The organism is Amycolatopsis sp. NPDC104775, from assembly GCF_055583325.1.
Map to the genome: position 1 here is coordinate 1,942,780 of NZ_JBVJOE010000001.1, position 12,031 is coordinate 1,954,810.

15 protein-coding genes are annotated in these 12,031 nt (G+C 68.9%); 6 read left to right on the forward strand and 9 right to left on the reverse strand.

Features of this window, described 5'->3' with window-relative positions; genetic code table 11:
- Positions 1–61: 61 nt before the first annotated feature.
- Positions 62–307, reverse strand: coding sequence for an SCO4848 family membrane protein (locus ACZ63D_RS08705; protein ID WP_093575906.1), 246 nt, complete (start codon positions 305–307; stop codon positions 62–64).
- 42 nt (positions 308–349) lie between these two features.
- Here ACZ63D_RS08705 and ACZ63D_RS08710 point away from each other — a divergent pair, with 42 nt between their 5' ends.
- Positions 350–1,582: a D-alanyl-D-alanine carboxypeptidase family protein gene (locus ACZ63D_RS08710; protein ID WP_465353637.1), complete on the forward strand. Its 1,233-nt coding sequence runs from the start codon at positions 350–352 to the stop codon at positions 1,580–1,582.
- Positions 1,583–1,637: 55 nt separating this feature from the next.
- On the opposite strand, the gene yhjD is transcribed toward ACZ63D_RS08710, so the two are convergent.
- From yhjD to ACZ63D_RS08730, 4 genes are all read right to left on the reverse strand, one after another.
- Positions 1,638–2,651 (reverse strand): inner membrane protein YhjD, encoded by a 1,014-nt coding sequence (gene yhjD, locus ACZ63D_RS08715; protein WP_465353638.1) that lies wholly within the window; start codon positions 2,649–2,651, stop codon positions 1,638–1,640.
- A 67-nt stretch (positions 2,652–2,718) separates the two neighbouring features.
- The gene (gene trpS / locus ACZ63D_RS08720) at positions 2,719–3,738 is read right to left on the reverse strand and encodes a tryptophan--tRNA ligase (RefSeq protein WP_465353639.1); all 1,020 of its coding nucleotides are present in this window, start codon (positions 3,736–3,738) and stop codon (positions 2,719–2,721) included.
- Positions 3,739–3,981: 243 nt separating this feature from the next.
- Complete coding sequence (locus ACZ63D_RS08725; RefSeq protein ID WP_465353640.1) at positions 3,982–4,284, reverse strand: hypothetical protein; 303 nt, start codon at positions 4,282–4,284, stop codon at positions 3,982–3,984.
- Between the two features lie 479 nt (positions 4,285–4,763).
- The gene (locus ACZ63D_RS08730; RefSeq protein ID WP_465353641.1) at positions 4,764–5,579 is read right to left on the reverse strand and encodes an exodeoxyribonuclease III; all 816 of its coding nucleotides are present in this window, start codon (positions 5,577–5,579) and stop codon (positions 4,764–4,766) included.
- Positions 5,580–5,641: 62 nt separating this feature from the next.
- Here ACZ63D_RS08730 and ACZ63D_RS08735 point away from each other — a divergent pair, with 62 nt between their 5' ends.
- Positions 5,642–6,373, forward strand: a complete 732-nt coding sequence (locus ACZ63D_RS08735) for an MBL fold metallo-hydrolase (protein ID WP_465353642.1) — start codon at positions 5,642–5,644, stop codon at positions 6,371–6,373.
- Between the two features lie 387 nt (positions 6,374–6,760).
- Here the strand turns inward: ACZ63D_RS08735 and ACZ63D_RS08740 are convergent, their stop codons facing one another.
- Positions 6,761–7,072: an SH3 domain-containing protein gene (locus tag ACZ63D_RS08740; protein WP_465353643.1), complete on the reverse strand. Its 312-nt coding sequence runs from the start codon at positions 7,070–7,072 to the stop codon at positions 6,761–6,763.
- Between the two features lie 190 nt (positions 7,073–7,262).
- Positions 7,263–8,486 carry an NADP-dependent isocitrate dehydrogenase gene (locus tag ACZ63D_RS08745; protein WP_009072524.1) on the reverse strand — a complete coding sequence of 408 codons (1,224 nt, stop codon included), beginning with the start codon at positions 8,484–8,486 and terminating at the stop codon, positions 7,263–7,265.
- 230 nt (positions 8,487–8,716) lie between these two features.
- Here ACZ63D_RS08745 and ACZ63D_RS08750 point away from each other — a divergent pair, with 230 nt between their 5' ends.
- Genes ACZ63D_RS08750 through ACZ63D_RS08760 form a run of 3 tightly spaced genes read left to right on the forward strand, consistent with a single transcriptional unit; the run spans position 8,717 to position 10,216 of the window.
- Entirely contained in the window at positions 8,717–9,184 is a 468-nt protein-coding gene (locus ACZ63D_RS08750) for a hypothetical protein (RefSeq protein ID WP_465353644.1), read from the forward strand.
- 37 nt (positions 9,185–9,221) lie between these two features.
- Positions 9,222–9,587: a DUF2203 family protein gene (locus ACZ63D_RS08755; protein ID WP_465353645.1), complete on the forward strand. Its 366-nt coding sequence runs from the start codon at positions 9,222–9,224 to the stop codon at positions 9,585–9,587.
- A 29-nt stretch (positions 9,588–9,616) separates the two neighbouring features.
- Positions 9,617–10,216, forward strand: a complete 600-nt coding sequence (locus ACZ63D_RS08760) for a class I SAM-dependent methyltransferase (RefSeq protein WP_465353646.1) — start codon at positions 9,617–9,619, stop codon at positions 10,214–10,216.
- Here ACZ63D_RS08760 and ACZ63D_RS08765 read toward each other — a convergent pair.
- Together ACZ63D_RS08765 and ACZ63D_RS08770 are read right to left on the reverse strand one after the other, a co-directional pair.
- Complete coding sequence (locus tag ACZ63D_RS08765; RefSeq protein WP_465353647.1) at positions 10,213–10,728, reverse strand: hypothetical protein; 516 nt, start codon at positions 10,726–10,728, stop codon at positions 10,213–10,215. The two genes, ACZ63D_RS08760 and ACZ63D_RS08765, sit on opposite strands and share 4 nt — an antisense overlap.
- Positions 10,729–10,798: 70 nt before the next feature.
- Entirely contained in the window at positions 10,799–11,212 is a 414-nt protein-coding gene (locus ACZ63D_RS08770; RefSeq protein ID WP_465353648.1) for a DUF2000 family protein, read from the reverse strand.
- 50 nt (positions 11,213–11,262) lie between these two features.
- On the opposite strand from ACZ63D_RS08770, the gene ACZ63D_RS08775 reads away from it, so the two are divergent.
- Complete coding sequence (locus ACZ63D_RS08775) at positions 11,263–12,024, forward strand: AraC family transcriptional regulator (RefSeq protein WP_465353649.1); 762 nt, start codon at positions 11,263–11,265, stop codon at positions 12,022–12,024.
- The last annotated feature ends 7 nt before the right edge of the window (positions 12,025–12,031 follow it).

A 12,031-nucleotide genomic window follows, 5' to 3' on the forward strand; every position in this document is an offset into this window, starting at 1 on the left:
ACGCCCGAAACTAAGCCAGTCCGGACGCGCCCCGCCACCGACCAAAGGACGCTTCGCCGGATCAGGTGTTCGCGCGCTCCTTCGACGTCGCCCGGATGCCGCGCCAGCCGAGCACCCCGATCGCGGTGCCGAGCACGAACGAAACCACCGTCAGCACCGCGTGCACGATGAAGTACCCGGTGGGTGAACCGTCGGCCGCCCACGACTGGTTGCTGGCCCACAGGTTCTTGGCGAACGTGATCCAGATGATCCAGGACCAGATGCCGAAAGCGAACAAGGCCATCGCTGTACCTCGTGAAATGCGCATGTCACGAGTATGCCGCCGGACCATCGGCGCTAGATTGCGTGGGTGCACCCCGCTTTCGCCCGGTCGCTGCGAGCGTTCGCCGCGACACTCGCCGCAGCCCTCGTAGCCGTCGCCGCGCCCGTCGCCCTCGCCGCACCGGCGGCGGCGGAGCAATGCATCGAGCACGCCGCGCCGCCGGCGCCGGTGGACACCTCGGAGAAGCCGAAGCCGGGACAGCTCGTCCCGCCGCCGCTTCCGATGCCCGCTCAGCCGGTCGGCGGCGACCGCCTTGGCGGCTGCGGCCCGATCCTCCCGCCGGGCGCGCCGCCGCTGCCCGCTGGCGACACCTCGGCGTCGTGGGTCCTGCAGGATCTCGACACCGGCGCGGTCGTCGCGGCGAAGGACCCGCACGCGCGGGAGCGGCCGGCGTCGCTGATCAAGACGCTGCTGGCGCTGGTGGTGGTCACCGAGCTGAAGCCGGACCAGGTCATCGTCCCGACGAAGGAGGACGCCGAGCAGGAGTGCACCTGCGTCGGCATCGCCGCGGGCGGGCACTACACGGTCGACCAGCTGCTGCACGGCCTGCTGATGCACTCGGGCAACGACGTGGCGCACGCCTTCGCGACGGCTCTGGGCGGCGTCGACGCGGCAGTCGCCAAGATGAACGCTCTCGCCACCCGCATCGGCGCGACCGACACCCGCGCGGCGACCCCGTCGGGCCTCGACGGACCGGGCATGTCGACTTCGGCCTACGACCTGAGCCTGGTCTTCCACTACGCGATGAAGCAGCCGGAGTTCGCCAAGGCGGTCGCGACGAAGACGTACACGATCCCGGCGATCGACGGGAAACCGCCGATCCCGGTGTTCAACGACAACAAGCTGCTCGGGGTGTATCCCGGTTTCCTTGGCGGGAAAACGGGCTTCACGGACGACGCGCGGCACACGTACGTCGGCGGCGCGGAACGCGACGGGCACCGCCTCGCGATCGTGATGATGCGGGCCGAACAGCGTCCGACGAAGGTGGTGGACCAGGCGGCGAAACTGCTCGACTACGGCTTCGCGCTGGAGAAGAACGGCGCGCAGCCGGTCGGGCAGATCGCCTACCAGCCGCTGAGCACCGACGCCGCCGCCCCGATGTCCGACAAGCAGGTCACGCCGGCGGGCGCGACCACCGCGGCGGCACAGGCGCCGGACCCGTTCGGGACCACCGGCTGGGTGCTGACCGTGGTGGTGCTCCTGATCATCGTGGCCGGGTTCGTCATCAGCTATCAGCGCAAGCGCAACGCCCGCGCTTAGCGGCCATTGAAAAAAGGGCCTCCTTGATTCGCTCAAGGAGGCCCTTTTTTCGGTGTCAGCTCTTGCGTTTGCCTAGCCAGGCCAGCAGCGCGCCAGCACTGAACGCGCCCGCCACGGAGCCGAGCCCCAGCCCGTGCTGCACCGTGATCCGGGGCTCCAGCACCACCGGAGCAGGCGGCTGGACCACGCGTCGCTGGTTCTCTCGTGCGGTCGCCGTCCACGCCGTCACCAGCAGCAGGAACCGCGACACCAGGTTCGCGAACACCAGCAACCCGATGACCGGCCCGAAGATCGCTGCCGACGGGGACTTCGTGACGCTCGCCAGGTAGACCGTCGCCACCTGCTGCAAGACCACGAATCCGACCGCGGCGATGATCGCGCCCTTGACCGCGCTGCGCAGCTCGACCTGCTCCCGCGGCAGCCGGGCGATCACCCACAGGAAGACCAGCGCGTTGGCGATCAGGCTGAGCACGATCGTCGCGAGCTGCAGGAGGAACTTCGCCCACCCTTGGCCTTCCAGCCCGACCAGTTTCAGCAGCAGTTCGCCGAAGCCGCTGCCCGCCGCGGTGATCGCGAACGACACGACCAGCGCGAGCCCGAGCCCGAGCAGCGACAGCAGGTCCTTGATCGTCCGGTTGACGAACGGTTCCGTCTTCTTCTCCTGCCCCCACTGCGCGGTAAGCGCGTCGCGGAGGTTGCCCATCCAGCCGACGCCGGAGTAAGCCGCCAGCAACAGCCCGAAGATCCCGATGCCGCTGCCGGACTTGAGCGCCGCGTCGGTGATCTGCTTGACCAGGCCGCGCAGCCCCTCCGGGACCGAACTGTCGATCCCGTGCGTGATCTGGTCGATCACCGCGCCGTTGTGCCCGAGCACCATGCCGACGACCGCGAACGCCACCATGAAGATCGGGAACACCGACAGCACGCTGAAATACGTGATCGCCGCCGCGTAATGGTTGCCGTAGTTTTCGTTGAAGGAGTCGTTGGCGCGGATCAGGTGATCCAGCCACGGGTACTTCCGCCGCAGCCGGGGCAGCAGCTTTTCCTTGTCACCGGTCTCTTTCGCCACCGTAAAACGCTAACCACGGCAACCGGGCGCCGCAACGCGAGCGTGCCCGCCCGGTTACCGGTCGCGATCAGCTGGCGGGCAGGAACCCGATCCGCTCGTAGACCGACGCGAGCGTGGCCGAGGCGACCTCGCGCGCCCGGTGCGCGCCCGCGGCGAGGATCCGGTCCAGCTCGGCGACATCGTCCAAATAGGACTGAACACGTTCCTGCAGCGGCGTGACCCAGTCGACGAGCACCTCGGCGAGATCCTTCTTGAGATCGCCGTAACCCTTGCCCTCATAGGCGGTTTCGAGGTCGGCGACGGTGCGGTCGGTCAGCGCGGAGTAGATCGAGAGCAGGTTGGAGACGCCCGCCTTCTCCTCGCGGTCGAACCGGATCTCGCGGCCGGTGTCGGTGACCGCGGAACGGATCTTCTTCGCCGAGCGCTTCGGGTCCTCGAGCAGTTCGATGAGGCCGTTGGCGGTCGCCGCCGACTTGCTCATCTTCGCCGTCGGCTCCTGCAGGTCGTAGATCTTCGCGGTGTCCTTGACGATGAACGGCTCCGGCATGACGAACGTCTTGCCGAACCGGCTGTTGAACCGCTGCGCGAGGTTGCGAGTCAGCTCGAGATGCTGGCGCTGGTCCTCGCCGACCGGCACCGCGTTCGTCTGGTAGAGCAGGATGTCCGCGGCCATCAGCACCGGGTAGGTGAACAGGCCGACGCTCGCGTGGTCGCTGCCCTGTTTGGCGGCCTTGTCCTTGAACTGGGTCATCCGCCCGGCCTCGCCGAAGCCGGTCTGGCATTCGAGCACCCAGCTCAGCTGAGCGTGCTCGGGCACGTGGCTCTGCACGAACAGCGCGCTGCGCGCCGGGTCGACCCCGATGGCCAGCAGCTGCGCGGCTGAGCGTCGCGTCCGCTCCAGCAGCACCTTCGGGTCCTGCTCGACGGTGATCGCGTGCAGGTCGACGACGCAGTAGAAGGTCTCGTGGGTGTCCTGCAGCCGCACCCATTGGCGCAGGGCACCGAGGTAGTTGCCGAGGTGGAAGGAGTCGGCAGTGGGCTGGATCCCGGAAAGCACCCGCAGGCGCCCGTTCTGTTCGTCGGACACGCCGAGATTCTTCCAGGCTGCGAAGGAGGCGTCACCGCGGGCCTCGCGGTTGGCGACGCGGACGGGCAGACCGGACGTTTCGACGGCCCCCGCCCGGGTATCTGCTTCCGGGAAGGAGCCATTGCCCGAGGGAGTCAGGGGATAGTGGGAAACTCAGACCGCCGCGGCCGATCGTCGATTCGGCAGCGCGGAAGCAGTGGCGGAGCCCGCTTGGCTCGTCCGGAGCAGCCGCCTGCGAGCCGTCTAGGACTGGCGCAGGTTCAGCGCGGCCGGAGCCGGTTCCAGCGGCCGGACCGGCTCCTCTTCCCGGGCCCCGGCGGCAGCCACCGCCTCGATCGCCTGCGCGCGCGCCTTGCGCCGCTGCCGGACGACGCCCAGCGCCATCCCGATGACGCCGAAGCCCACCGCGACCAGCCCGACCGGACCGAGCATCCCGAACCCGGTCGACGTCGTTTCCGCCCGGACGACCCCGTCCGCCGCGAACGCCGTCGCACCCGCGCCCATGGCCGTGACCAGGATCGTCGCCAGCACCGTCAGGACCCGCATGCCCGCGACCGCTAGGGAACGGCTGCGGCCGACCAGGGTCCGCTCGGCCGCGCCAGCACCGGGCACCACCGATGGGGCGACGGACGAGCGAAGCGCTGGACGGCCAAAAGCCAGCGTGGACCGTGTCACGAACCGGCCTGGGTTGCGCACCGGAGTGCCTCCCGCGAGGTGACTATTCTGAGCGAGCGTCTCACCCGTAAGGATGAGTCCTCGACCTGCTACTGGTCAGAAAACTACCGAGCGTGTCAAGACCTGTCGGATCTGATCAACTCGGGTGCCGAGGCTAGCGCCCACTCGGGGAGTAACCGAGGGCACCCCTGCTGTCTCGGTGTCGTCGGTGGTCAGCGCCGTGCGCCGGGCGCGGAACCACGCACAGTGTGCTCAGCCCCGGCCGAACCGGACAAACTCACCCCTCAGCACAAAGCCGAACTACCCTCCGCAGGTTTTCACTCAGTGGTCACCAGCAGGACGATCAGGGCTTACTCGCGGAACGGCACGTCGTACGTCGCGGTGACCGGCGCGTGGTCCGACCAGCGCTGGTCGTAGGACTCTGCCCGTTCGACCACCACCGACTTCACCTTCTCCGCGAGGCCGGGCGTCGCCAGCTGGCAGTCGATCCGCCAGCCCGAGTCGTTGTCGAACGCCTTGCCCCGGTAGGACCACCACGTGTACGGGCCGGGGCCTTCGGGGTCGAGACGGCGCTGGACGTCGACGTAGCCCGCCTCGTAGACGCGGCCGAGCCACTCGCGTTCCTCCGGCAGGAAGCCGGAATTCTTCTGGTTGCCACGCCAGTTCTTGAGGTCGACGGTGTCGTAGGCGATGTTCCAGTCGCCCACCACCACGACCTCGCGCCCCTCCGCGGCCGCCTTCGCGCGCAGCTCGACCAGGTACGGCAGGAACGCGGCCATGAAGCGTTCCTTCTCGTCCTGCCGCTCGGTGCCGACGTCGCCGCTCGGCAGGTACAGGCTCGCCACCACCACGCCGGGCAGGTGCATTTCCAGATACCGGCCGCTGTCCTCGAACTCCGGCTCGCCGAACCCGGTCCGCACCTCGTCCGGCTCGACCCGGCTGTACAGCGAAACGCCGTTGCGCCCCTTCGCGGCCGAAGGCGCGTGCGCGGCGAACCACCCCTCCGGCGCGACGACGGACGCGGGCAGCTGCGCGGCCTCGGCCCGCACTTCCTGGCACGCGACGACATCCGCCTCAGTGGCGGCCAGCCACTCGACGAAGCCCTTCTTGACGGCAGCCCGGAGGCCATTGACGTTGACAGTGGAGACGATCAGCACCCCGCGCACGCTACCCGCCGGGTCCGACAATTCCGGGCAAGGCCGGTCCGCCGGGGTCCAGAATGACCGCCATGCCCCGACTGACTGTCCTCGGCAGCTGCGGCGCGTGGCCGGAGCCCGGCCGCGCCTGCGCCGGATTCCTGCTGTCCCACCAGGACTTCCACGTCGCGATCGACCTCGGCTACGCGGCCGCCCCACAGCTCTTCCGCCACGTCCCCGCCGACCGGCTCGACGCGATCGTCGTGACGCACGAACATCCCGACCACCTCGCGGACGTCAGCGCACTCGGCCGGGCCCGCCACTACACGACCGACCGCAGGCTTCCGCTGCACTGCACTCCCGGCTCCGTGCGCCGGCTCGCCGCGATGGAGCCCAACCCGGCCCCGGACGAGATCTTCGCTCTTCACGATCTCGGCCCGGAGACCGACCTCGGCCCGTTCCGGCTCACCACCGCGCTGCTGCCGCACCACGTGCCGAACTACGGAGTCCGGCTCACCGCACCCGGTTACACCCTCGCCTACACGGGCGACACCGGTCCCGCTCCGCAACTGACCGACCTGGCCCGCGACGCCGACGTCCTGATCTGCGAAGCCACCCTGCAAGGCGCGCCGCCGGACGGCCCACGTTACCTGATGACCGCCGCGGAAGCAGGCAGGCTCGCCACCGCGGCGAATGTCCGGACGTTGGTGCTCACGCATTTCTGGCCAGGTTCCGACCGAGCGGTTTCGGTGGCCGAAGCCCGCGCCGAGTTCGCCGGGGAAGTACTCGCCGCGGAAGAAGGACTCATGCTGAATCACGCATAATCGCCCGCCGCGCACAATCGCCGGGCTTCCCGCCGAACGCATTCGCTCCGAGGCAAACAGAAAGAGCAAGCCGAGCGGCATCACAAAGGCGTCCGGCAATCGTGAACGTTCCAAGCCGTACGGACGCACCGGCTCATCCAACCGGCCGCATTCCGGGTTGGACACACCTAAGCCGTCCCACCACATGAGACGAACCACGACCGGGCTGCGCTCCCCCTCGGACGCGACCGCGAGCCAGGTTCCGTGACCGTTCAGTCCCAGGCGAACCACACGACGCAACGAACCCAGCAGCCACGCGAAACCCCAGCGCGGCAAGCCACTTCGCGCGGGCTGGCGGATACTCGCCGGACGCTCAGCACCTCAGCCAGGCGTCAGCGCGAACCGGGTTCAGCACTTGGCTCCGGACACCGGCGTCACGAAGCTGTCCGCGACCCACTTGCCGTCGGCGATCTTCCGGAACCCGTTCTGCACCACGGGTTGTGCGTCGAATTCCGCGCCGTGCAGGTACTTCCCGACGACTTTCCCATTGCCCGCGGCGGCTTCCCGCACGTTGAGCACGTCCGCGGTCACCGAGACCTTGCAGCCGGTCGGGGATCCCTGCGCGTCGGCCTGGCCTTTCTGACCGAACGCGTAGATGACCACGACCGCCGCGATGACGCCGATAATCATCAGTGTCTTCTTGGGCAAACCCAGAATCACGGCCGCTCCTCAGTCGCGAAAAACCCCTCGGCCAGAGTAGGCAGTCCGACCGCGCCCGGACAGGTTTCCGCACCCGTTCCACCCGGAGGTGCCAATCCTGTCATCGACACAACACGAAGAGTGACAAAAAAGAAGGGCACCTCGGAAGACTCCTCCGAGGTGCCCTTCTTTCGAAACGGCTAAAAAAAGATCAGCCCTGCGCGATCTTCTTGGCCAGGTTCTCGTCCAGCGTCGCGAGGAACTCCTCGGTCGTCTGCCATTCCTGGTCCTTGCCGACCAGCAGCGCGAGGTCCTTGGTCATCTTGCCGCCCTCGACGGTGTCGACGACGACCTGCTCCAGCTTGTTCGCGAAGCCGATGAGCTCGGAGTTGCCGTCCAGCTTGCCGCGGTGCTCGAGGCCCCGGGTCCACGCGTAGATCGAGGCGATCGGGTTCGTGGAGGTCGGCTTGCCCTGCTGGTGCTGGCGGTAGTGCCGGGTCACCGTGCCGTGCGCGGCCTCGGCCTCGACGGTCTTGCCGTCCGGCGTGCGCAGCACCGAGGTCATCAGGCCGAGCGAACCGAAGCCCTGCGCGACGGTGTCGGACTGGACGTCGCCGTCGTAGTTCTTGCACGCCCAGACGTAGCCGCCCTCCCACTTGAGCGACGCGGCGACCATGTCATCGATCAGCCGGTGCTCGTAGGTGATGCCCTTGGCGTCGAAGTCGGCCTTGAACTCGGTCTCGAAGATCTCCTGGAACACGTCCTTGAACATGCCGTCGTAGGCCTTGAGGATCGTGTTCTTGGTGGAGAGATAGACCGGGTACTCGCGGTCGAGGCCGTACTGCAGCGACGCGCGCGCGAAGTCCTCGATCGACTTGCGGAAGTTGAACATCCCCATCGCGACGCCGCCGCCCTCGGGGAAGTTCGCGACCTGGAACTCCATCGGCTCGGAGCCGTCTTCCGGGGTGTAGGTCATCGTCAGGGTGCCCGGGCCGGGGACCTTGAAGTTGGTGGCCTTGTACTGGTCGCCGTGCGCGTGCCGGCCGATGATGATCGGCTTGGTCCAGCCGGGTACCAGCCGGGGGACGTTGCGCATGACGATCGGCTCGCGGAAGATCACGCCGCCGAGGATGTTGCGGATGGTCCCGTTCGGGGACACCCACATCTTCTTGAGGCCGAACTCCTCCACGCGCGCCTCGTCCGGCGTGATGGTGGCGCACTTGACGCCGACGCCGTGCTGCTTGATGGCGTTGGCGGCGTCGATCGTGATCTGGTCGTCGGTGCGGTCCCGCTCCTCGATGCCCAGGTCGTAGTAGTCCAGGTTCACGTCCAGGTACGGGTGGATCAGCTTGTCCTTGATGAACTGCCAGATGATGCGGGTCATCTCGTCGCCGTCGAGTTCGACAACGGTGCCCTGGACCTTGATCTTGGCCATGAGCAGCGGTGCTCCTTCCGCGGATCTTCGCGTTCTCTTCTTCGCTCTCCGATAGCGGTACAAGCGTACTGCTTAACAGAGCTGGATGGTTCCAGAAGTGGTCGGAATCAAGTCTCTACCACCCTTGACCCGGCCCTCCGACCGGGCACTATCCGGACTCCCCGGGCAGGGGAACCGGACGGGTCCGGCGATCATCCCATCGCGTAACCGCAGCCTGGGAGGTCACCGTCATGTCGTACCCCGCGCCCTATCCCGCGATGGCAGCTCCGCCGAGCAGCCGCGCCGTCGCCCGCGTGCTGAGCGGGCTGTCCGGCCTCGTGCTCACGCCGGTCGCGATCGGCGTGCTGGCTTACGGCGGCTACCGCCAGCAGGCACAGGTGTCCGCGACCTTCGGCGAACATGGCGACAGCCTCGGCACCACGCTCATGGCGGTCGGCGCTCTGCTGGTGGCCGGGGTGGCTGTGCTCGGCGCGTGGTCGTCGGCCGGGCCGGTCGTCGGCGGAGTGGTCTGGGGCGTGCTGCCCGGGGTGGCCACGCTCGTGTCGCCCAGGACCGGATACGACCTGCTGCGCCTGCTGCCGGGCGACGAACTGGCGGCCGGATTCGGCGGCTGGCTGGTGTCCGGCGCGCTGCTCGGCACCGGATTCCTGCTGGTCGGCGCGGGCCTGGCGGCAACACTGACGCGACGGCGCAGGTAGCGGCGAGGCGGCGCGGGGCCGGTGAGACTATTTGCAGATGGGATTGTTCACCGTAGCCGAGGCCCGCGCCGAACTCGCCCGGTTGCTTCCCGTGCTCGCCGAGCTCATCCGGGTCCGCGCCGACGCCGCCGAGCTCGCCGCGTCCCTGCGCCCGGGCGGGCGGGACACCACCCTCGGCGGCCTGCCCGAATGGAAGGCCGCGCAGGCCCGGCTAGACGACCTGATGACCGCGATCCAGGCGACCGGGGCCGAGCTGAAGGGGTTCGCTCCGCTGCTCGTGGACTTCCCGGCCTCGCTCGACGGCGACGACGTGCTGTTGTGCTGGCTCGAGGGCGACCGCGAGCTGTCCTGGTACCACCGAGCTGACCTCGGTTTCGCCGGCCGTCGCCGCTTGCCCGGATAATCACTGGTCAGGCCTACTACGGTGACCTGGTGAGCACACTTTTCGACGCCGACGCGGCGGGATACGACGAGGACACCTTTCATCCGTATGTGGCCGAGCAGCTGATCGCCGGCCTCGACCCGAAGCCCGATCTGCTGGTCGACGTCGCCGCGGGAACCGGCGCGGCGTCCTTCGCGGCCTTGCGCCTGGAACCGGCCGCGGTGTTCGCGATCGACATCTCCCCCGCGATGATCGAGATCGCCCGCGCCAAGTCCGCCGACCGCGACCCGGACGGCCGGATCACCTGGCAGGTCGGCCCCGCGATCCCCCTGCCCCTCGGCGACGGCGAGGCCGACGCGGTGGTCTGCGCGTCCGCGTTGCACTTCCTCGGCCCGCGCGCCCTGGCCGACTGGCGACGAGTCCTGCGCCCGGGCGGCAAGCTGGCGTTCAGCATGGTGTCGTCGGAGCGCTTCAAGCCGACCGGCAAGTTCGCCGAGGTGATCCCGCGCGACCTGCGCGTCCCCGGCACCCTGGAGGAAGCCGCCGCACTGGCCACCGACGCCGGGTTCAGCTCGGCGACGGCACAGCACGTGACGCTCGATCAGGGCGACCGGGTACGGCAGGTTTTCGCGGTGTTCGCGGAGGCTTAAGCCACCCGGTGGTAGTGCGCCTCGCCGCGGGTAGCCCCGGCGGAGGTGCAGTGCAGGACGAAGGTGACGTCGAGGTCGGTCACCGCTCCGTCGGCCGCGCGGGCGAGGCGGGAGACGGTGAAGTCGGCCGTCGCGTCCGGAGCCGCGCAGGCGCCCACGGGGTCTGCGCGGGTTCCGCGAAACGCGATGAAGCCAGGCGTCGCGAGCTGCGGCGCGTTCTGCTGCCGGACAGCGGCGTTCGAGTAAGTTCCCTCATGCAGCTGCTGTCCGGCCGGAGCGCTCAGTTCGAGCCGAGCCCAGTCCCAGCCGTCGGGTGTCTCGGCGTTCACCTTCACCGCGGCGTCGTGCTCCCACACCGTGACCTCGTCGGCTGTCCACGAAGCACTGCCGTGGAACGGGTACGCGCCTTCGTCCGAGTTGTAGCCGAACGCGACCGCCGGGTCCGCGTATGCGGCCGACGCCGTCCCGCACGCGATGCCCGCCGCGGCGACGACCGCCAAAATTCTTCGCATGTTTTTCCCTCCCCTGGGATCGCTTGCGATCTTGGCAGGATTCCCTTCGCCGCGGCGGAAAATCCCCCATTCAGCCGTGCAGCCGCGCCCCCTTGAGGATCTTGTCCACCGCGTTCTTCGGCCCGTGCACAGCCATCCCCGCCAACGCCAGTTTCTCCCGCGGCACCGCCCGCACCGCCGCGCGATTGTCGACGTCATTGCCGGTCTGGAACAGCTCGTCGGTGAAAATCGAGAAGCGCAGATCCCGGGCGAGCGCGCGGCTGTGCGCCAGCGCGAGCGTCTCGGCGGTGCCGGCGAACACGAGTACCGGCTGGCGGAACATCGGCAGGTACTCGGTGTCGTCGGCGTCGAGGTAGGGCTCGCCGATCAGCTCGGGCGTCGTGTGGGCCACGCCGCTCACCAGGAACGCCGTGACGTTCAGCCGTTGCCACGAGGCCAGGTCGTCTCGCAGCAGCACGGCGATCTTCGTGTCGAATCGGTTCATGCGAGACAGCATCGGCTCGGCGTCGCGCGCTGGTCTTGTACGTTTTGAACATGACGGTGTCGGCCTGGCGTCCCTCGGTGCCTGGGATCGCCGAGGCGTTCCACGCCCAGTTCACCGATCACGCCTACCCCGCGCACACGCACGACACCTGGACGCTGCTGATCGTCGACGACGGCGTGATCAGCTACGACCTCGACCGGCACCACCACGGCGCACTCGGCACGGCCGTCACGCTGCTCCCGCCGAACGTCGCGCACGACGGCCGGTCCGCGACCAGCCACGGCTTCCGCAAGCGCGTGCTCTACCTCGACGCCGACGTGCTCGGCGACGACCTGATCGGGGCCGCCGTCGATCAGCCGAGCCTGCCGGATCCGTTGCTGCGCACCAGAATCCATCAGCTGCACCAGTCGCTCGCCGAACCGCTGGAAGCCGAAAGCCGCCTCGCCCTGGTCGCCCAGCGGTTGCGCACCCACCTCGGCCGCCCGGACGCCACACCACCCGACCGCAGCCTCGCCGACGACCTGCGCGACCTCCTAGACGAACGCCTGCCCGAATCGCTGACGCTCGCCGACGCCTCCGCAGTACTAGGCGCGCACCCCGTCCACCTGGTCCGCGCCTTCGGCCGCCGCTTCGGACTGCCGCCGCACCGGTACGTCACCGGCCGCCGCGTCGACTACGCCCGCCGCCTCCTGCTCGACGGCACCCCTCCCGCGACCGTCGCCACCACCGCCGGGTTCACCGACCAGGCACACCTGACCCGGCACTTCCGCCGCTACCTGGGCACCACCCCAGCCCGCTTCGCACGCGGCTGACCGGGCG

Coding starts and splice junctions, on each gene's coding strand:
- ACZ63D_RS08705 (WP_093575906.1), bottom strand. CDS start 307: ATGCGCATTTCACGAGGTACAGCGATGGCCTTGTTCGCTTTCGGCATC.
- ACZ63D_RS08725 (WP_465353640.1), bottom strand. CDS start 4,284: ATGCGGGTCCTGACGGTGCTGGCGACGATCCTGGTCACGGCCATGGGC.
- ACZ63D_RS08735 (WP_465353642.1), top strand. CDS start 5,642: ATGCCCCGACTGACTGTCCTCGGCAGCTGCGGCGCGTGGCCGGAGCCC.
- ACZ63D_RS08745 (WP_009072524.1), bottom strand. CDS start 8,486: ATGGCCAAGATCAAGGTCCAGGGCACCGTTGTCGAACTCGACGGCGAC.
- ACZ63D_RS08750 (WP_465353644.1), top strand. CDS start 8,717: ATGTCGTACCCCGCGCCCTATCCCGCGATGGCAGCTCCGCCGAGCAGC.
- ACZ63D_RS08755 (WP_465353645.1), top strand. CDS start 9,222: ATGGGATTGTTCACCGTAGCCGAGGCCCGCGCCGAACTCGCCCGGTTG.
- ACZ63D_RS08765 (WP_465353647.1), bottom strand. CDS start 10,728: ATGCGAAGAATTTTGGCGGTCGTCGCCGCGGCGGGCATCGCGTGCGGG.
- ACZ63D_RS08770 (WP_465353648.1), bottom strand. CDS start 11,212: ATGAACCGATTCGACACGAAGATCGCCGTGCTGCTGCGAGACGACCTG.
- ACZ63D_RS08775 (WP_465353649.1), top strand. CDS start 11,263: ATGACGGTGTCGGCCTGGCGTCCCTCGGTGCCTGGGATCGCCGAGGCG.